Below are 18,330 nucleotides of genomic sequence, written 5' to 3' on the forward strand. Positions count from 1 at the left end.
ATCAAAAGTCCGCTTAAAAACGATGGCTCGGCAGGACGCGAACAACGTATTCGCGCTGACGTCGTTTCTATACGGCGCCAACGCTCCTTATATTGAAGAGCTCTATGCTCAATATCAGGAAAACCCGAATTCACTCGATCCCGAGTGGAAAGAATTCTTTTCTTCGCTTCAGGACAATCCAGAGGACGTAATCAAGGAAGCTCGCGGAGCGACCTGGAAGCGTTCTGACTGGCCAGTTCCAGCAAACGGTGAACTGGTTTCAGCTCTTGATGGCGATTGGCCTGCTGAGAAAGAAGTCAGCAAGAAGATCAAGTCCACAGCCAAGAAAAATGGCGTCGAGCTAACCGAAGATCAGGTGCTGCAGGCAACACGTGACAGTGTTCGCGCTATCATGATGATCCGTGCATACCGTATGCGCGGCCACTTGCATGCTGATCTTGACCCGCTCCGTCTGGCTGTTCCTGGTGACCACGAAGAGTTGCATCCCGCGACCTATGGCTTCTCTGAACAGGACTGGGATCGGAAGATCTTCCTGGACAACGTTCTGGGCATGGAATTCGCCACCATCCGTGAGATGTTGGACATTCTGAAACGGACCTATTGCTCCACCCTTGGTGTTGAGTTCATGCACATCTCTGATCCTGCTGCAAAAGCATGGCTTCAGGAGCGCATCGAAGGTCCGGACAAGCATGTTGCCTTCACCCCGGAAGGTAAAAAGGCGATCCTCAACAAACTGGTTGAGGCTGAAGGCTTCGAGAAATTCCTCGACGTAAAATACACCGGTACCAAACGTTTTGGTCTGGACGGTGGTGAAGCGCTGATCCCTGCGCTGGAGCAGATCATCAAACGTGGTGGTGCTCTTGGCGTACAGGACATCGTTCTGGGCATGGCACACCGTGGCCGCCTGAACGTTCTGTCTCAGGTGATGGGCAAGCCTCACCGCGCAATCTTCCACGAGTTCAAGGGCGGTTCCTACGCTCCTGATGATGTGGAAGGCTCCGGCGACGTGAAGTACCACCTCGGTGCATCTTCTGACCGCTCTTTCGACAACAACAACGTTCACCTGTCTTTGACTGCGAACCCGTCTCACCTTGAGATCGTAAACCCGGTTGTTCTGGGTAAGGTACGCGCAAAACAGGACCAGCTGGCTGACTGGAAAGAAACAACGGAAGTTGAGCGTGACAACGTTCTTCCGCTGCTTCTGCACGGCGATGCTGCATTCGCTGGTCAAGGTGTTGTTGCTGAATGTTTCGGTCTGTCCGCTCTGCGCGGTCACCGCACCGGTGGTTCCATCCACTTCATCATCAACAACCAGATTGGCTTCACAACCAATCCACGCTTCTCCCGCTCTTCTCCATATCCTTCTGATGTGGCGAAAGTGATTGAAGCGCCAATCTTCCACGTAAACGGCGACGATCCAGAAGCTGTTACCTACGCTGCGAAGATTGCGATTGAGTACCGTCAGAAGTTCGGTCGTCCGGTTGTGATCGACATGATCTGTTACCGTCGCTTCGGCCACAACGAAGGTGACGAGCCTGCGTTCACGCAGCCAATCATGTACCGCAAGATCCGTAAGCACGCGACAACTCTGCAGATCTACGCTGACAAGCTGGTCAAAGAAGGCCTGATGTCCGCTGAAGACGTTGAGAAGGCAAAAGCTGACTGGCGTGCGCATCTGGACCGTGAGTTCGAAACTGGCCAGACCTACAAGCCAAACAAGGCTGACTGGTTGGACGGTCGCTGGTCCAAGATGAAGGTCGCTAAGGAAGTCGATGAGCCACGCCGTGGTTCTACTGGCATGCCTTTTGAAGATCTGAAGGCTATCGGCGAGAAGCTCTCTTCCGTGCCGGACGACTTCAACGCACACCGCACCATCCGTCGCTTTATGAGCAACCGTGCCAAAATGATCGAAACCGGTGAAGGTATCGATTGGGCAATGGGTGAAGCGCTCGCATTCGGTTCTCTTCTGAAAGAAGGCCATTCCGTTCGTCTGTCCGGTCAGGACTGTGAGCGTGGTACTTTCTCTCAGCGTCACTCCGTTCTTTACGATCAGGAAGACGAAGGCCGCTACATCCCGCTTAACCACGTTGGTGAAAAGCAGGGCCGTTACGAAGTAATCAACTCGATGCTTTCTGAAGAAGCAGTGTTGGGCTTCGAATACGGTTACTCCCTGACTGAGCCAAACGCGCTGACCATGTGGGAAGCACAGTTCGGTGACTTCGCAAACGGTGCGCAGGTGCTGTTCGACCAGTTCATCTCATCTGGTGAACGTAAATGGTTGCGTATGTCCGGTTTAGTTTGCTTGTTGCCACACGGCTACGAAGGCCAGGGCCCAGAGCACTCCTCTGCACGCCTTGAGCGCTTCTTGCAGATGTGCGCTGAAGACAACATGCAGGTTGCGAACTGTACAACGCCTGCAAACTACTTCCACATCCTTCGCCGTCAGCTGAAGCGTGACATTCGTAAGCCGCTCGTTCTGATGACACCGAAGTCTCTGCTCCGCCACAAGCGTGCAGTTTCCAAACTGGAAGACTTTGGCGCAGACGAGAGCTTCCACCGTCTCCTTCATGATGATGCTCAGACGAACCCAGGTTCAACTGTTGAGCTGAAGAAGGATGAAGACATCCGTCGTGTGATCCTCTGTACTGGTAAGGTCTACTATGACCTGCTCGAAGAGCGTGAGAAGCGTAACATCAACGATGTTTACATCCTCCGCGTTGAGCAGCTCTACCCATTCCCTACCAAATCCCTATGTGTAGAGATGGCGCGCTTCAAGAATGCAGACGTAGTCTGGTGTCAGGAAGAGCCAAAGAACATGGGCTCCTGGTTCTTCATTCAGCAGTACATTGAATGGGTTCTGGAGCATGTGAATGCAAAAGTGCATCGCCCACGTTACGTTGGCCGTCCACCAGCTGCTGCAACAGCAACCGGCTTGATGTCAAAGCACTTGGCTCAGCTACAAGCTTTCCTCGACGATGCATTCGCCGAGTAAGTACCTCGTAATCAGGTAAAGTCCGAGAGGCCTTTCAGGGGCCCTGAAACGAAAAGAGATAGAGACAATGGCGACGGAAATTCGAGTACCCACTCTGGGTGAATCCGTAACCGAGGCAACAATCGCTCAATGGTTCAAAAAGCCGGGCGATGCGGTGAATGCAGACGAACCAATCGTTGAGCTGGAAACAGACAAGGTAACCGTTGAAGTGCCTGCTCCTGTTGCTGGCAAGCTGGAAAGCATCGACGTGAAAGAAGGCGACACCGTTGAAGTTGGCGCACTTCTTGGCGCGATTGCTGAAGGCGCTGCTGGCGCAGCAGCTGCTCCGGCAGCTAAGGCTGAACCGGCTGCATCTGCAGCACCTGCTGCCGCTGCTGAGACAATTGAAGTGCTCGTACCTTCCGCTGGTGAAAGTGTCACCGAAGCTGAAGTTGGCGAGTGGTCCGTGAAGGTGGGGGATGTTGTCAAAGCAGACGACATTCTCGTTGAACTGGAAACTGACAAAGCTGCTCAGGAAGTACCTAGCCCAGTTGCTGGTACTGTTGTTGAGATTGCTCAGGCAACTGGCGCAACTGTTGAGCCAGGCAACCTGCTCTGCAAGATCGCTAAAGGCGAAGGTGCAGCAGTTGCTGCTGCAGCAGCTCAGGCTGCCGCTGCTCCTGCACCAGCAGTATCCGGTTCCAGCATGCCTCCTGCACCATCTGCAGCAAAGATGATGGCTGAAAAAGGCCTCTCCGCTGATCAGGTTGCAGGCTCTGGCAAGCGCGGTCAGGTTCTCAAAGGTGATGTTCTCGCAGCTGTAGCTGCTGGCGTAACCGCTGCTCCTGCAGCAGCAGCTGCACCGGCTCCTGTTGCTGTTCGCGCACCATCTGCTCCGGCTGATGAAGTTCGTGAAGAACGTGTTCGCATGACCAAGCTGCGCCAGACCATTGCGCGCCGCCTGAAAGATGCTCAGAACACCGCGGCTATGCTGACCACTTACAACGAAGTGGACATGAAGCCGATCATGGATCTGCGTAAGCAGTACAAGGATATCTTCGAGAAGAAGCACGGCGTTAAGCTTGGCTTCATGGGTTTCTTCACCAAAGCAGTGACCCACGCTCTCAAAGAAATCCCAGCTGTAAACGCTGAGATCGATGGCACCGACATCATCTACAAGAACTTTGCACACATCGGCGTTGCGGTTGGCACACCGAAGGGTCTCGTTGTTCCTGTGGTTCGTGATGCTGACCAGATGTCCATCGCTGAGATCGAAAAAGAGATCGGCAATCTCGGCCGTAAGGGCCGTGACGGCAAGCTCTCCATGGCAGACATGCAGGGTGGCACCTTCACCATCTCCAACGGTGGTGTTTACGGTTCCCTGATGTCCTCTCCAATCCTGAATGCACCGCAGTCCGGTATCCTCGGCATGCACAAAATTCAGGAGCGTCCGGTTGCAATCAACGGTCAGGTCGAAATCCGTCCGATGATGTACCTGGCTCTGTCCTACGATCACCGTATCGTTGACGGCAAAGAGGCAGTGACCTTCCTGGTTCGCGTTAAAGAGAGCCTTGAAGATCCACAGCGTCTGGTTCTGGACCTCTAATATAAGCGTGCCCGGCACTGTCCGGGCACATTTGCTTTAAAGGGTGATTGGCGCACTTATCTCGTCGCTGCCTTCCCCCGACTACTTACAGGGATTAGCAAATGTCCTACGATCTCGTTGTCATCGGAACAGGCCCAGGTGGTTATGTTTGTGCAATCAAGGCAGCTCAGCTCGGCATGAAAGTCGCCGTTGTTGAGAAACGTAAGACCCATGGTGGTACTTGCCTGAACATCGGTTGTATTCCGTCCAAAGCTCTGCTGCATGCCTCTGAAATGTTTGAGGAAGCAAGCCACAGCTTTGAAGCCCTCGGCATTAAAACTTCCAAGCCAAAAGTGGACTGGAAGGCAATGCAGGCACACAAAGACAAAGTCATCGATGGCAACGTAACCGGCATCGATTACCTCTTCAAAAAGAACAAGATCGACGTTCACAGCGGTGTTGGCCGTGTGCTCGGCGCTGGCCGCGTAGAAGTGAAAGCTGAAGACGGCTCCACTTCCATCGTTGAGACCAAGAACATCGTTATCGCAACTGGCTCTGACGTGATGCCTCTGCCAGGCATCGAGATCGATGAGAAGACCATCGTATCTTCAACTGGTGCTCTGTCTCTGGAAAAAGTGCCTAACCGCATGACCGTCGTTGGTGCAGGCGTGATCGGCCTCGAACTTGGTTCCGTTTACGCACGTCTCGGTGCTGAAGTGACTGTTGTTGAGTTCATGGACAAGATCCTTGGCCCAATGGACGCAGACGTTTCCAAGCAGTTCATGCGTATGCTGAAAAAGCAGGGCCTGAAGTTCAAGCTGTCCTCCAAGGTAACAGCCGTTCAGAAAAAAGGTCGCTCTCTAGAAGTGACTGTAGAGCCTGCAGCTGGTGAAGCAGCAGCTGAAACTCTGGATGCTGATGTGGTTCTCGTTGCAATCGGTCGCCGCCCTTACACCGAAGGCCTCGGCCTTGCAGAAGCAGGCGTTGAGCTGGACGAGCGCGGCCGCGTGAAGACAGACAACCACTACAAAACCAACGTTGATGGCATCTATGCGATCGGTGATGTGATTGCAGGCCCAATGCTTGCTCACAAAGCTGAGGACGAAGGTGTTGCAGTCGCTGAGATGCTCTCCGGTCAGGCTGGTCACGTAAACTATGACGTCATCCCAGGCGTTGTTTACACCTCTCCAGAGGTTGCCAGCGTTGGTAAAACCGAAGAAGAGCTGAAAGCTGAAGGCATCAAGTACAAGTCTGGCAAGTTCCCGTTCTCTGCAAACGGTCGTGCAAAAGCAATGCTGCACACCGACGGTTTCGTGAAAGTTCTGGCAGACGCAGAAACAGATCGTGTTCTCGGCGTTCACATCGTTGGCTTCGGTGCTGGCGAGATGATCCACGAAGCATGTGTTCTGATGGAATTCGGCGGATCTTCAGAAGATCTGGGTCGCACCTGTCATGCGCACCCAACAATGTCCGAAGCAGTGAAAGAAGCTGCTATGGCGACATTTGCAAAGCCAATTCATATGTAATCTGAGCTGATCAGATGAAGAGAAGGCCGCTTCAGGAAACTGAGGCGGCTTTTTTTATCGCTGTAAAGAAAGCGGCTTTACTGACGGATCAGGATGTAACTGCGCGTCTTGTTGGGAATGGTCGGGTCATGGTTTTCGGTCCGCACATAAGCCTGAATACGCTGACCCATTGGCCGTAGTTCAATATATTGAGCCTTAAAGAACCCACCGAACCGAAACGTCAATACACCAGAGAAACTCAACTGCCCCGCAGCCCAGCCCCATTTGCAGTCCCGGGGAGAGCAGCTTGTAAAAGCACGGGCGCGGACCACCAGCTGGTTATCAATACACTCGCCTTCCACCTCAATCTGAGAAAGCTCTTTCAGCCGTGCCTTTGGGTTCTCCCAGTTGCCGAGCTCTGCCATTTCAGATTTGCGGACCTCACAGGCGGTTTGGGCTTGTCCTTCAGAGGCAAAGAAAGCGAATGTGCTGAACAGCGTGCACATGAACGTTGTTTGACTAAGCTTCATGACGAACGGCCCCCCGCCAGAAACGCACCCCAGAGGAAAACACTGGCGATGCGTTTAAAACAAAAGCTTGGAGCGATTTGCATGAACTCAATGAATGCACCAAGCTTCAGTTCTCTCATATATCAATGTAGATGGGCTCTGTGAGGAGTAAATGCGTGTTTTATCCTATCACCCTAGGTCTTTTACGCTTTTGACGATTTCCTGAAGCTTGCGCGTAGCTTCCGCAGCACTGGGTGCCCCACAGATTGCTGAAATGACAGCAACACCATCAGCCCCAGCTTTGATCACCTGATCCGCATTGGCAAGAGAAATTCCGCCAATCCCAACAACAGGCAGCTGCGATTGAGCAGTTAAGCCAGCAAAGTTCTGCATGCCTACGTCAGCTGCATCATCCTTGCTGTTGGTTGGGAAGCATGCGCCGATGCCAAGGTAATCGCAGGCAGCAATGTCTGCAGTATCCAGTTCATCCTGAGTGCTTACCGAAAGACCGAGCAGCTTATCTGGCCCGATCAATTCCCGCGCTTTGGTGGCAGTCATGTCATCTTGTCCAACATGCACACCATCAGCATCAACGGCTAGTGCAACATCTACACGGTCATTGACGATCAAAGGCACATTGAACGGTTTGAGCGCCTGCATCAGCCGTTCCGCCAGCTCAATCTGCTCTTTGGTGCTGCCGGTTTTATCGCGCAATTGCACCACAGTAGCACCGTTTTGAGCGGCGGCGACTGCGATGCCGACGGGATCCTGGCCAGGGCAGTCTTGCGGCCCCAGCACCAGATAAACGGAAAGATCAAGCAACGGCTTCATGCATCTCAACCCGAGCTGTTGCATTGAGGATATCACCGTTCAGCTGATAGAGACCATTGATGATATCCAACTGCAAACTTGCAGGCCCTGCAGAACCTTTCGCAGCAATCTCACCAGTTACACCAAGGAAAACCATCGCATCGACTGCAGCGTCAAACGGATCATCGCAAACTGCGAGCGTTGCGCCGGTGAGGGCCGTTGCCGTACAGCCGAGGCCAGTCACGTATGGCATCATTTTATCCCCGTTGGCGACTTCTGCCGTGCGTGTGCCGTCAGTGATGAAATCAATCGGGCCAGAGACGACCACCACAGCACCAGTCTGCTTCGCCAGCTCTTTGGCACCAGCCAGAGCAGTCTCAGAGCTATCCGTGCTATCAACGCCTTTTCCGCCTGCACCCTGACCGGCAAGTGCCATGATTTCAGAGGCATTACCGCGAATAACGCTCGGCTTATTCTCCAGCAACTCAGCAGCAAGCTTCGTGCGGAAGGTGAGGGCACCAACAGCCACCGGGTCCAGCACCCATGGACGACCTGCCTTGTGAGCCGCAGCTGTTGCCAGCTTCATCGCCTCTGCTTGCGCAGGCGTAACGGTGCCCACATTGACCACTAATGCCCCTGCAACACTTGCAAGTTCAGGGGCTTCTTCTGGTCCATCTACCATGGCAGGGGAAGCGCCAATCGCCAACAAGGCGTTGGCTGTAGTGTTCGCCACCACGATGTTCGTCATGTTATGGACGAGTGGACTGTTTTCACGAATTGCGGAAAGAGTTGCGCAAGCGCTTTCGACACGACCCATTTTTATCCTCGGTCTTGTTGTGCGAAAGAGAGCTGGTGTCAGGGCCTTGGCATGCTGCCAGAAGAAACTGTCCCCCAACACGGTGTGAGTGCTCCCTTCGCTGGAATTATCCAGATCAGGTTCATCGAGTATGATCTCAGCCACGACACAAGTGCCGGGCACCCCGTTTCACAGCTCTGAACCTAAGGGGTCTGCCGGAGGAGATCAAGGCGATGTGGAGGAGGGGGACAACCTATCAACGGCGTGGATGCGCTTTGTCGTAGGCATCCAACAGCTGTGCACTGTTCACTTCCGTATAAATCTGCGTGGTAGAAAGGCTTGCGTGGCCCAGAAGCTCCTGAATGCTCCTCAAATCCCCGCCTTCAGAGAGCAAATGCGTTGCAAAGGAATGGCGCAAAGCATGGGGAGTAGCCGTATCCGGAAGCCCGAGTGCGCTACGGATTTTTTGCATAGCCAGCTGGATCATGCGAGCGTTGAGTGCGCCACCGCGAACACCACGGAACAGGGGGGAGTTCGCCGAAAGGTCATAGGGGCATTGATCTTTGTAAGCTTCGATAGCTTCAACGACCACAGGCAAAACCGGAACAAGCCGTTCCTTGTTGCCTTTACCTCGCACTTTCAAAGACTTATCGCCCTCTTTCGGTGCCGTAGCAGGTGTCAGAGACAACGCTTCGGAGATACGAAGTCCGCAACCGTAGAGGAGAGTAAACACCGCAGCATTGCGCGCTTCAACCCAAGGCGTGTCCTCGAAAGCCAGATCACTGCTGACAATCGCTTTGGCTTCCTCAACGGGGATAGGCTTGGGCAGGCTGCGGGGAAGTCTTGGTGTTCGCACAGCTGCAGCGCCAGCCGCATTCACCTCACCGCGCTCCTCCAGAAACGAGAGGAACGAGCGAATACCAGCTAGTCCGCGAGCAAGCGTCCGCGTCTGCGCGCCGTCTTTCCTGCGCGTTGCCAGGAAACCGCGAAAGTCTTTTGGTTTCAATGACTCCAGGTGCCGCAGAGCAACTGGCTCACCCTCATAGCTGGTCATGAAACGCAGGAATTGACGCGTGTCGCGCTCATACGCTTCCAGTGTCCGTTCAGCCAGTCGCCGTTCGGAGCCAAGATGATCAATCCAGTCTTCAATCGCTGCGGTAACATCTGGTTTGCAGATGATGAGTAAGTCTTCGCCGCTATCCAGGGAATTTGCCATTCGCCAAGTGTAAGCGCCAAATCTGGCTGAATGGTTACCAAAAGATAAACATTCACGCCTTTACGAAATGGCTGAGCAGATTTAGTCGATCACGATTGGTTCCCCGTGGTCGCTGATGATCCTGTCAATCTCCTGCCGTGCCGCCATCGCAAACCGCTTCTGGTTCTCCGTCGGGGCAACAGAATCTCCCAGAACAACGATGTTCTCGTCATTAAACCGGTTCGCAGGGCCAGTGTAGTTGAAGCTGCCAACAATCATGATGCTATCGTCAATCACCATAAGCTTATGATGTAGCTTGCCAATCCGGCTTGATCCGCGAACGAAATGCAAGTCAGCGCCTGCTTCTGCAAGTGGCTGCGTCGCGGCCCAGTCCTGCCCACCTTGCCGGGCATCAAGAGCGCCGCGCACCCGTCTTCCTGCTTCCATCAGCAGCAACATGGCATCATCAATGCCAGAGCTCTTGGAGAAGGTGAAGATCGCAAAGTCCACCCGTTCCTTAGCTTTTGTCATCTGTTTGGTGACTTCCATCTCCGGCGCATGGTCTGGCGCAAAGCAAACCTTTACACGGATGTCGTCAACCACCACCTCTTTCGGTGTGTTTTCGGACTCGTTCTCATCCACGCTGTAGCGGCCAAATCTCCCGCGTTTAATCTCCCTGAATTCCCGCTCAAAGATGTCAGCGACCTTCTCATCCTTGATGATAAGAAGGTGGTTCAGATTGCGATGCGTGCCGGTCTCCGTGAAGTTTGTCGAGCCAGTCAGAACAGCATTGCCGTCGCGAATGATGAATTTCTGATGGAATATCCGTGGGTTAAAATCCGTCCGTACCCACACCTTAGAACGCAGTAGCGCCGCATGAAGCTGGCGGTTCACCTCGTTCTCAACACGCGGATCACTGGTATGCGGGTCATCCGCAGGCTCATCCACGCTTAGGTAATCCGCCTCGGATACCACTCGCACCCGCACGCCGCGCCGTTTTGCGTTAATTATTGCGTTGGTTATGCGTTTATTGTCTATTTCTTGAATTGCTATGTCGAGACTTCGCACTGCAGCATCGATAAACGCAATAATCTCGCCCTCCAGATCATCCAGCGGATTATCCGGCAAATGATCGAGGACTGTTTTCGGACCAACGAGGAATTTCAGATTCTCGGTTTGAACTGCCATTGTACCCTCCCACCGTCATAACATCTTACCCTAGGGTAGATGATGTGTCGGTACACAATTATGACGGTAGGAAGTGAAATTGGTGGCGGGTTAGAAACCTACCGAGATAAGCGGGTTGGTGTTGCCCTGAATTTCTAAAATGCGAGTGTCACGCAGTTGCTCTTCTTCTGACACCGGATCCTCAACCATCCACTGGTTGAACATCTCCACCTCTGTCTCTGTCAGCGGCATGCCATAGGTCTCCTGCATGTAGAGATAGATCCGTGCGATATCCCCGCGTGTCTCAGCCATTGGTTCGGCAACTTTTCGTTCCCGGTCAATCTCAAAATCACAGGCGCCGTAAGTCCGGTCTTCCCCTTCAATCACAGCGAGGCGGAAGTTGGAGCGGTCACCATTCAACTCGCCAACCGCTGGAACCAGATTGTGCAGGTCGGCTTCCATACGTTTGAACTCTTCATCTACCTTGGAACAGCATCGACGACCCTTGTAAGCCTTGCCCTTCTTGGTGGTGCAGGCCGGATCACCTTCCGTCCAGCAAGCGCGCGTTTTGCCAAAGCGGGAAGCAGGAACAATGTGTTCCCATTCAATCCGCTTACCACGCTTGGCATTCTTACGGGGCTCATACCCGCAGCTGTCTGCATCGACTTGCTTCTCCCCATTATAGGAGCAACCGCAATAGAAGGTCTCACGATACTCTTCTGATGGATAAATATGCTTCTCCAGCAAGCGCTTGGCCTGAGAGAAACTGGTTGGTGGTGCTGAAAAGGCTGAAGCAGCCCAGAAACAAGTTAAAAGGGCAGCAAAGAGTACGATGAGTTTACGCATGAAGAAGTCTTTCTAAAGCGTATCCCTGAAAAGTGGCCACGGATTTTCAGATCAGGATACGCATTTAATGTCACCATCAGAAGCTGGCGAGGGAGCGTTAAAAAACTCCTGCCAACACTGTTTGACGCGGTGGATACTGGTTTGTGCCGTTCCACTCTGACCGAATGAATGGGTGTGAACCTTGCCGAGGGTGATGAAGGGGAGGGAAACAGTCCTTAGCGAAAATGCAGAGCCTAAGGCTTTGCTTGTGAGGCTTTTCGGGAAATACTAGTTGCTTCTCATTTTGAATAGGGAGCAATGACAGCTAAGTGAGGAAATACAAAGAATTTCTGCAGAAAATTATGTGGGAGAATAGCTTAGGGTCTCTTCCGCAGATTTATCACCACGTGCGCAGCATCCCATACGGTTCAACTGGCAACCGAGATCCAGAGGCTGTTTATACAAGCAACGTTGGTTCCTGCTCGGGGAAGCATATTCTGCTGAGAGACTTTCTCCGTGAAGCTGGATATCAGGCCGAGATCATCACGATGTTCACGTACTTCAACGAGAGCACACCTATTCATGGAAGTTTTCCGGAAGAGCTCAAAACAATCGCTACTCATGAACGCGTACCGGACTTTCACCACTATGTACGGGTGTTAGAGCAGGGGATATGGCTCAATCTGGATGCGACCTGGCATGATGAACTTGCGAACTTCGGTTTTAAGGTGAACCACGATTGGAGTGGCTCAAATCATACCGCGCTTGCATCAGTTGCTGAGCGTGAATACCCGGCTACGGAGAACATAATTGATTTGAAAACAGATCTTGTCTCGAGCCTGCCTCAAGACCAGCGTGATTTACGCGCAAAGTACTTCCGGCTTGTGACAGAATGGATTGCAACACATGCATCGTAGAGCGGGAAAAGAGTGAGTTAACTGCGCTCTTAATTCATTTGCCGAACGTTTAGCGGCGCAACTGCTCGGCTAACTCATGAATCTGATGCTGAGCAAACACCTCAACGCCATGATGACGCAAAGCAGCAGTTACAACACCCATACCGGAACGCGTCTGCCCATCGTGATGGCCACTATAGATAAATGAGCTCCCGCAGGATGGGCTGCCATCTGTCAGCAAAGCAAAACGGCAACCTGCTTCAATGGCGGTCTTTACGGCTAAGTCAGCTCCAAACCGAAACTGCTCGGAGACATCACGCCCGGTGTTTTCATAAATGCTGCCGTTTCCGGCAAATACATCCGTGCCCAACTGACCTGCTTCGATTTCTGCTGGAGGTCGTGGAGTTTGAAAGCCTGCGGCGACTTCAGGACACAGCGGTACCAGAATGCCAGCAGTCTTCCATTCAGAGAGCAGGGTATTTTCAAGGGATAAGCCAGTGCCATTGTAGCGAACTGGTTCACCCAGCAAACACGCGCTTATCAGGATCTTCTCGGGCATATTATCGAAAACTTGAATTTTTGATGGGCTTGGCTGATTTGCTGGCAAAATAAAACAAAAAAAGCGCAGACCGGAAGGCCTGCGCTTAATATCATCGCTATGTGCGACGAATAAAGAGCTTATACGATGCTCTGACCGGTTGCTGCCCAGTCTTTCATGAATGCTTCCAGACCTTTGTCGGTCAGTGGGTGCTTCACGAGGCCCTTCAGGGTCGCTGGTGGAATGGTTGCAACGTCAGCGCCGATCAGCGCACAGTCTTTCACGTGGTTTGCAGTACGGATGGAAGCTGCAAGAATTTCGGTGCCAAAGCCGTAGTTGTCGTAGATCTGACGGATTTCAGCGATCAGGTCCAGACTTCAACATTGATGTCGTCCAGACGGCCGATGAATGGAGAAATGAAGGTTGCGCCAGCTTTTGCAGCCAGAAGAGCCTGGTTTGCAGAGAAGCACAGGGTCACGTTGGTCTGAACACCTTTGTTCGCCAGCACGCGGCAAGCCTTCAGGCCTTCAAGAGTCAGAGGCAGCTTGATGCAGATGTTGTCTGCAATCGCGATCAGCTCTTCAGCCTCTTTCAGCATGCCTTCTGCGTCTGTCGCAACAACTTCAGCAGAAACAGGGCCATCCACAAGCTCGCAGATCTCTGCGATGACTTCTTTCATTGGACGACCGGATTTCATGATAAGAGATGGGTTAGTGGTAACACCATCGAGAAGACCGGTTGCAGCCAGCTCTTTAATTTCGTTGGTGTCAGCTGTATCAACGAAGAATTTCATGCCAGAAAGGCTCCTGATTTCATAGCAGCCTCTCGTAGGGTATCGGAGGCCTAGGGGGTGAATTCCGGTATGTGTTTAGCCCAGAGTGCATAGAAACAACAAGAGTAAAACCCGCTAAAGCGTATTCAGAAAACACGCTCTTTCGTTTTCGGATAAGAATGCGCCTTAAAACCCGCAGATGCTCAACAAGGAATAGAGTTTCGTGAGTCAGCAACACGAGTTTTTCGGCACCAGCCAGATGTGCGAGCCTGAGGTGATAGTCCCTGTACTGGTTCCCGTCGCTGTCGCAGGTGCTTATTCCTATAAAGTGCCGGCAGATTTGGATGTGCGCCCCGGTTCCATCGTGCGAGTGCCCCTTGGCCCGCGTGAAGTGATCGGCGCGGTTTGGGATGGCGAACCGGATACAAAGGTTAATCCCAAGAAGCTGAAAAGCATCCTGCATGTGTACGACACGCCTCCAATTGCTGAAGATCTTAGGAAATACATCGACTGGGTTGCCGCCTGGACGCTGGGCGCACCCGGCATGGTGTTGCGCATGGTGTTGCGTTCAGAAGAAGCTCTGGAACCGGAACCGCTGCTCTCCGGTGTTCGTTACATCGACGGCATGCAGCCGGATCGCATGACACCGGCCCGTTCCAAGGTCATGGAACTGGTCGAAAACGGTATGGCGTGGACACGCCCCGGCCTAGCTGGTGCAGCTGGTGTGAGTTCCTCGGTGATCGACGGGCTCAAAAAGCAGGGTGTTTTGGAAGAAGCAATGCTGCCGGCAACACCGCCATTGCCGGATCCTGACCCAACTTTGCCGGGCCGAAAGCTGACAGATCTTCAGCAAGGTGCCGCGAATCAGTTGTGCGAAGCCATCGGCAAAGGGTTCAAGGCCTTTCTTATTGATGGGGTGACAGGATCGGGGAAAACCGAAGTCTACTTCGAAGCCGTCGCTGAGACCCTCAAAAACAATGAGCAGGCGCTGATCCTCATCCCGGAAATCGCACTCACCAACCAATTTCTGAATCGATTTGAAGACCGATTTGGCGTCAGACCCGCCGAATGGCACTCTCAAGTGCCCCCAAAACGACGCGCAAGAACATGGCGCGGAGTCGCAAATGGCGAAGTGAAGGTCGTTGTCGGCGCGCGCTCGGCACTTTTCCTTCCTTTTCACAGGCTTGGTTTGCTCGTCGTGGATGAGGAGCATGATACAGCCTACAAGCAAGACGACCGCGTTCCCTACAACGCTAGGGATATGGCCGTTGTCCGGGGGCATATCTCTGGTTTTCCTGTGGTGCTTGCCAGTGCAACACCATCTGTGGAAAGTCAGGTAAATGCGAAACTGGGCAGATACACGAAAATCGTGCTCCCAGAGCGTGCTTCCGGTGCGGAAATGCCGACCATTAAAGGCATCGATATGCGCTGTGATGGGCCTGAACGAGGCAAGTGGCTGGCTCCCGCATTGGTCAACGAAATCCAGCAAACGCTGACCAATGGTAATCAGGTTTTGCTGTTTCTGAACCGTAGGGGTTATGCCCCACTGACCCTGTGCAGAACCTGCGGCCATCGGTTCCATTGTGAAAACTGCTCAGCTTGGCTTGTAGAGCACCGCTTTAAGGGCAAGCTCGTATGCCATCATTGCGGCTATTCACAGCCTATACCGGATAAATGCCCTGAATGTAGCAACTCCGATTCACTTGTTGCATGCGGTCCTGGAGTGGAGCGAATTGCTGAAGATGTCTCAGCGTTATTTCCCGAAGCGCGGGTGCTCGTTCTCTCCTCTGACTTACCGGGCGGCACAGAGCGTATAAATCGCGAAATGAAGCTGGTTGAAGAGGGGGAAGTCGACATTGTTATCGGCACCCAATTAGTCGCAAAAGGGCATAACTTTCCACTAATGACGCTTGTAGGGGTCGTTGATGCCGATTTGGGCCTCGCAAATGGCGATCCAAGAGCAGCAGAGCGCACTTTCCAACTTCTCGCGCAGGTGACAGGACGTGCAGGCCGAATACACGGAAAAGGCCGCGGTTTGCTTCAGACTTACAACCCTGACCAGCCCGTGATTAAGGCACTTCTTTCGGGAAATCCCGAGGAATTTTACGCTGCGGAAATCGAGTCGCGTGAAAACGCTGGCTTGCCCCCGTTCGGCAGACTCGCTGCTTTGATTATTTCGGGGCCCGACAGATCGCTCACCGAAAAATTTTCTAAATCTCTTGCAGTAAATAGTCCTAGTTCAGAAGGCGTCCAAATCCTCGGTCCGGCAGAGGCTGCAATGGCTCTTGTGAGGGGCAGATATCGCTTCCGTTTGCTGGCAATCGCGCCCCGGAGTGTTGATTTACAAGGCTTTCTGAGAAACTGGTTGTCTGTTGCACCCAAGCCAACCGGCGGTATCAGAGTGCAGGTTGATGTTGACCCCCAAAGTTTCATGTAGTGCTGCGCAGAAAGTTTGGCACCTCAATGTATGCGTTGGAATACCTACGCCATGTTGCAAGGCGGTCACGCGTGTGCTATGCGAAGCGCGGCTTTATCGGCACAGTTATCTCAGATTGTGCCATTCAAATTGAATTAGACGCGACTTATCAAGGATTTGGATTTCCGGCGAGCCAGCCGCCAGAATCTTGAATGCGCGGGAGAGCACGGATCCAGTGACTGACAACGTATCTCTCATTTCAGGCGTGGCCTTGCGTTATGCTTCTGCGCTGTTGGACCTTGCTGAGGAGCAGGGTGCGACGGCAGAGGTGGAGAAGGGTCTCGACCAGTTTGAGGCACTCTTAAACGAGAGTGCTGATCTTGATCGTCTTATCAAGAGCCCCGTTTTTAGTGCAGACGCCCAAACAAAGGCGATCTCTGCTATTTTGGAAAAGGCCGGAATTTCTGGCCTGACCGCAAATTTTGTGAAGTTGGTTGCCCAAAACAGGCGCCTCTTCGCCGTTCCAGGCATGATCCAGGCTTTCCGTGCGCAGCTCGCTGCAAAACGTGGAGAAGTTACTGCTCAAGTAACCTCTGCAACGGAACTGACTGCTGAGCATGTCGCTGCTCTCCAAGAAGCACTCAACGCTTCTACGGGCAAGAACGTGAAGATTGTAGTGAAGGTGGACTCATCCATTCTAGGTGGTCTGATCGTGAAGATCGGCAGCCGGATGATTGATACGTCACTGCGTACCAAGCTTAACTCTCTTAAGTTCGCGATGAAAGAGGTCGGCTGATGGATATTCGGGCCGCGGAAATTTCCGCTATCCTCAAGGACCAGATCAAGAACTTCGGCCAAGAAGCTGAAGTGACTGAAGTTGGTCAAGTTCTGTCCGTAGGCGACGGCATTGCCCGCGTTTACGGTCTGGACAACGTCCAGGCAGGTGAAATGGTTGAATTCCCAGGTGGTATCCGGGGAATGGCATTGAACCTTGAAACTGACAATGTCGGTGTTGTTATCTTCGGTAACGACCGTGACATTAAAGAAGGCGACACGGTAAAACGTACCGGCGCTATTGTGGAAGTTCCAGTAGGTAAGGGTCTGCTGGGTCGCGTTGTCGATCCACTCGGTAACCCAATCGACGGCAAAGGTCCGATCGAAGCTACTGAACGTCGCCGCGTTGACGTGAAGGCACCAGGCATTCTGCCTCGTAAGTCCGTTCACGAGCCAATGTCCACGGGTCTGAAAGCGATTGACGCTTTGATCCCGATCGGACGTGGTCAGCGCGAATTGGTGATTGGTGACCGTCAGACCGGTAAAACCGCAATCATCCTCGACACCTTCCTGAACCAGAAGCCTTTGCACGCATCTGACAACGAGCACGACAAGCTGTACTGCATCTACGTTGCAGTTGGCCAGAAGCGCTCAACTGTTGCTCAGTTCGTTAAAGCTCTGGAAGACGCTGGTGCTCTGGAATACTCCATCGTTGTTGCTGCAACAGCATCCGATCCTGCACCTCTGCAGTATCTGGCGCCGTTCGCAGGTACCACAATGGGTGAGTACTTCCGCGACAACTCCATGCACGCTGTGATCGGTTACGATGACCTGTCCAAACAGGCTGTTGCTTACCGTCAGATGTCCCTGCTGCTCCGTCGTCCACCAGGACGTGAAGCGTACCCAGGTGACGTGTTCTACCTGCACTCCCGTCTGCTCGAGCGTTCTGCGAAGCTGAACGAAGACCACGGCCTCGGTTCTCTGACCGCGCTGCCAGTGATCGAAACTCAGGCAAACGACGTGTCCGCGTACATTCCGACCAACGTGATCTCCATCACCGACGGTCAGATCTTCCTTGAAACTGACCTGTTCTTCCAGGGCATCCGTCCTGCGGTTAACGTGGGTCTCTCAGTTTCTCGCGTGGGCTCTTCCGCTCAGGTTAAAGCTATGAAGCAGGTTGCTGGCCCGATTAAGGGTGAGCTGGCTCAGTACCGTGAAATGGCTGCGTTCGCGCAGTTTGGTTCTGATCTGGATGCAACCACTCAGAAGCTTCTGAACCGTGGTGCACGCCTGACCGAACTGCTGAAACAGCCTCAGTTCTCCCCGCTTAAGACGGAAGAACAGGTTGCAGTTATCTTCGCAGGTGTGAACGGCTACCTGGACGACCGTCCAGTAAGCGACGTCCGCGAATTTGAAGCTGGCCTGCTGCGCTTCCTGCGTGCAGAACATGCTGACCTTCTCTCCACTATCTGGGAGAAGAAGGCACTCGACGCCGATTTGACTGACAAGCTGAAAGCTGCACTGGACGCTTACGTCAAGACCCTCGGTTAATTCGAAGCAACGGGATAAGG

14 protein-coding genes and 1 pseudogene are annotated in these 18,330 nt (G+C 53.0%); 7 read left to right on the forward strand and 8 right to left on the reverse strand.

Translation table 11 applies throughout. The features are described from left to right. Window positions 1-22 precede the first annotated feature (22 nt). The 3 genes from JCM12308_RS04100 (at window position 23) to lpdA (ending at window position 6,082) form a co-directional block, all read left to right on the forward strand. Complete coding sequence (locus JCM12308_RS04100) at window positions 23-2,992, forward strand: 2-oxoglutarate dehydrogenase E1 component (protein ID WP_008548523.1); 2,970 nt, start codon at window positions 23-25, stop codon at window positions 2,990-2,992. Window positions 2,993-3,059: 67 nt separating this feature from the next. Then, the gene (gene odhB, locus JCM12308_RS04105; protein WP_014283508.1) at window positions 3,060-4,577 is read left to right on the forward strand and encodes a 2-oxoglutarate dehydrogenase complex dihydrolipoyllysine-residue succinyltransferase; all 1,518 of its coding nucleotides are present in this window, start codon (window positions 3,060-3,062) and stop codon (window positions 4,575-4,577) included. 101 nt (window positions 4,578-4,678) lie between these two features. Beyond that, window positions 4,679-6,082: a dihydrolipoyl dehydrogenase gene (gene lpdA / locus JCM12308_RS04110; protein WP_054782944.1), complete on the forward strand. Its 1,404-nt coding sequence runs from the start codon at window positions 4,679-4,681 to the stop codon at window positions 6,080-6,082. Window positions 6,083-6,159: 77 nt separating this feature from the next. On the opposite strand, the gene JCM12308_RS04115 is transcribed toward lpdA, so the two are convergent. From JCM12308_RS04115 to JCM12308_RS04140, 6 genes are all read right to left on the reverse strand, one after another. Further along, the gene (locus JCM12308_RS04115; protein WP_008548639.1) at window positions 6,160-6,591 is read right to left on the reverse strand and encodes a hypothetical protein; all 432 of its coding nucleotides are present in this window, start codon (window positions 6,589-6,591) and stop codon (window positions 6,160-6,162) included. Between the two features lie 168 nt (window positions 6,592-6,759). Further along, complete coding sequence (thiE, locus tag JCM12308_RS04120; RefSeq protein ID WP_054782945.1) at window positions 6,760-7,401, reverse strand: thiamine phosphate synthase; 642 nt, start codon at window positions 7,399-7,401, stop codon at window positions 6,760-6,762. Next, the gene (thiM, locus tag JCM12308_RS04125; RefSeq protein WP_425287920.1) at window positions 7,385-8,341 is read right to left on the reverse strand and encodes a hydroxyethylthiazole kinase; all 957 of its coding nucleotides are present in this window, start codon (window positions 8,339-8,341) and stop codon (window positions 7,385-7,387) included. Before thiM ends, thiE begins: the two co-directional genes overlap by 17 nt. A 91-nt stretch (window positions 8,342-8,432) precedes the next feature. Then, window positions 8,433-9,392 (reverse strand): tyrosine recombinase XerC, encoded by a 960-nt coding sequence (locus tag JCM12308_RS04130; protein WP_008548504.1) that lies wholly within the window; start codon window positions 9,390-9,392, stop codon window positions 8,433-8,435. 81 nt (window positions 9,393-9,473) lie between these two features. Further along, the gene (locus JCM12308_RS04135; RefSeq protein WP_054782946.1) at window positions 9,474-10,559 is read right to left on the reverse strand and encodes a phospholipase D-like domain-containing protein; all 1,086 of its coding nucleotides are present in this window, start codon (window positions 10,557-10,559) and stop codon (window positions 9,474-9,476) included. A 90-nt stretch (window positions 10,560-10,649) separates the two neighbouring features. Continuing rightward, window positions 10,650-11,384: an endonuclease gene (locus JCM12308_RS04140; RefSeq protein ID WP_054782947.1), complete on the reverse strand. Its 735-nt coding sequence runs from the start codon at window positions 11,382-11,384 to the stop codon at window positions 10,650-10,652. Window positions 11,385-11,725: 341 nt separating this feature from the next. Between JCM12308_RS04140 and JCM12308_RS04145 the strand changes: the two genes are divergently transcribed. After that, window positions 11,726-12,280 (forward strand): transglutaminase domain-containing protein, encoded by a 555-nt coding sequence (locus JCM12308_RS04145; RefSeq protein WP_054782948.1) that lies wholly within the window; start codon window positions 11,726-11,728, stop codon window positions 12,278-12,280. Window positions 12,281-12,329: 49 nt separating this feature from the next. Here JCM12308_RS04145 and JCM12308_RS04150 read toward each other — a convergent pair whose 3' ends face one another. Both JCM12308_RS04150 and fsa read right to left on the reverse strand, forming a co-directional pair. Then, window positions 12,330-12,818, reverse strand: coding sequence for a 2-thiouracil desulfurase family protein (locus tag JCM12308_RS04150; protein WP_054782949.1), 489 nt, complete (start codon window positions 12,816-12,818; stop codon window positions 12,330-12,332). Window positions 12,819-12,937: 119 nt separating this feature from the next. Next, a pseudogene (gene fsa / locus JCM12308_RS04155) lies at window positions 12,938-13,590 on the reverse strand (fructose-6-phosphate aldolase). A gap of 238 nt (window positions 13,591-13,828) precedes the next feature. Here fsa and JCM12308_RS04160 point away from each other — a divergent pair. The 3 genes from JCM12308_RS04160 to atpA all read left to right on the forward strand — a co-directional run bounded on the left by JCM12308_RS04160 (window position 13,829) and on the right by atpA (window position 18,310). Beyond that, window positions 13,829-16,006 carry a primosomal protein N' gene (locus tag JCM12308_RS04160; protein WP_054782950.1) on the forward strand — a complete coding sequence of 726 codons (2,178 nt, stop codon included), beginning with the start codon at window positions 13,829-13,831 and terminating at the stop codon, window positions 16,004-16,006. A gap of 214 nt (window positions 16,007-16,220) precedes the next feature. Further along, a complete protein-coding gene (locus JCM12308_RS04165; RefSeq protein WP_008548376.1) occupies window positions 16,221-16,781 on the forward strand; it encodes a F0F1 ATP synthase subunit delta in 561 nt (186 codons plus the stop codon). Further along, a complete protein-coding gene (gene atpA / locus JCM12308_RS04170; protein WP_008548515.1) occupies window positions 16,781-18,310 on the forward strand; it encodes a F0F1 ATP synthase subunit alpha in 1,530 nt (509 codons plus the stop codon). Before JCM12308_RS04165 ends, atpA begins: the two co-directional genes overlap by 1 nt. Window positions 18,311-18,330: the final 20 nt, after the last annotated feature.

Origin of the sequence: Pseudovibrio denitrificans JCM 12308 (genome assembly GCF_001310815.1) — a bacterium.
In the GTDB taxonomy this organism is placed as follows: domain Bacteria; phylum Pseudomonadota; class Alphaproteobacteria; order Rhizobiales; family Stappiaceae; genus Pseudovibrio; species Pseudovibrio denitrificans.

Coding starts and splice junctions, on each gene's coding strand:
- JCM12308_RS04130 (WP_008548504.1), bottom strand. CDS start 9,392: ATGGCAAATTCCCTGGATAGCGGCGAAGACTTACTCATCATCTGCAAA.
- lpdA (WP_054782944.1), top strand. CDS start 4,679: ATGTCCTACGATCTCGTTGTCATCGGAACAGGCCCAGGTGGTTATGTT.
- JCM12308_RS04115 (WP_008548639.1), bottom strand. CDS start 6,591: ATGAAGCTTAGTCAAACAACGTTCATGTGCACGCTGTTCAGCACATTC.
- JCM12308_RS04100 (WP_008548523.1), top strand. CDS start 23: ATGGCTCGGCAGGACGCGAACAACGTATTCGCGCTGACGTCGTTTCTA.
- JCM12308_RS04135 (WP_054782946.1), bottom strand. CDS start 10,559: ATGGCAGTTCAAACCGAGAATCTGAAATTCCTCGTTGGTCCGAAAACA.
- odhB (WP_014283508.1), top strand. CDS start 3,060: ATGGCGACGGAAATTCGAGTACCCACTCTGGGTGAATCCGTAACCGAG.
- thiE (WP_054782945.1), bottom strand. CDS start 7,401: ATGAAGCCGTTGCTTGATCTTTCCGTTTATCTGGTGCTGGGGCCGCAA.
- JCM12308_RS04145 (WP_054782948.1), top strand. CDS start 11,726: ATGTGGGAGAATAGCTTAGGGTCTCTTCCGCAGATTTATCACCACGTG.
- atpA (WP_008548515.1), top strand. CDS start 16,781: ATGGATATTCGGGCCGCGGAAATTTCCGCTATCCTCAAGGACCAGATC.
- JCM12308_RS04150 (WP_054782949.1), bottom strand. CDS start 12,818: ATGCCCGAGAAGATCCTGATAAGCGCGTGTTTGCTGGGTGAACCAGTT.
- JCM12308_RS04160 (WP_054782950.1), top strand. CDS start 13,829: ATGTGCGAGCCTGAGGTGATAGTCCCTGTACTGGTTCCCGTCGCTGTC.
- JCM12308_RS04140 (WP_054782947.1), bottom strand. CDS start 11,384: ATGCGTAAACTCATCGTACTCTTTGCTGCCCTTTTAACTTGTTTCTGG.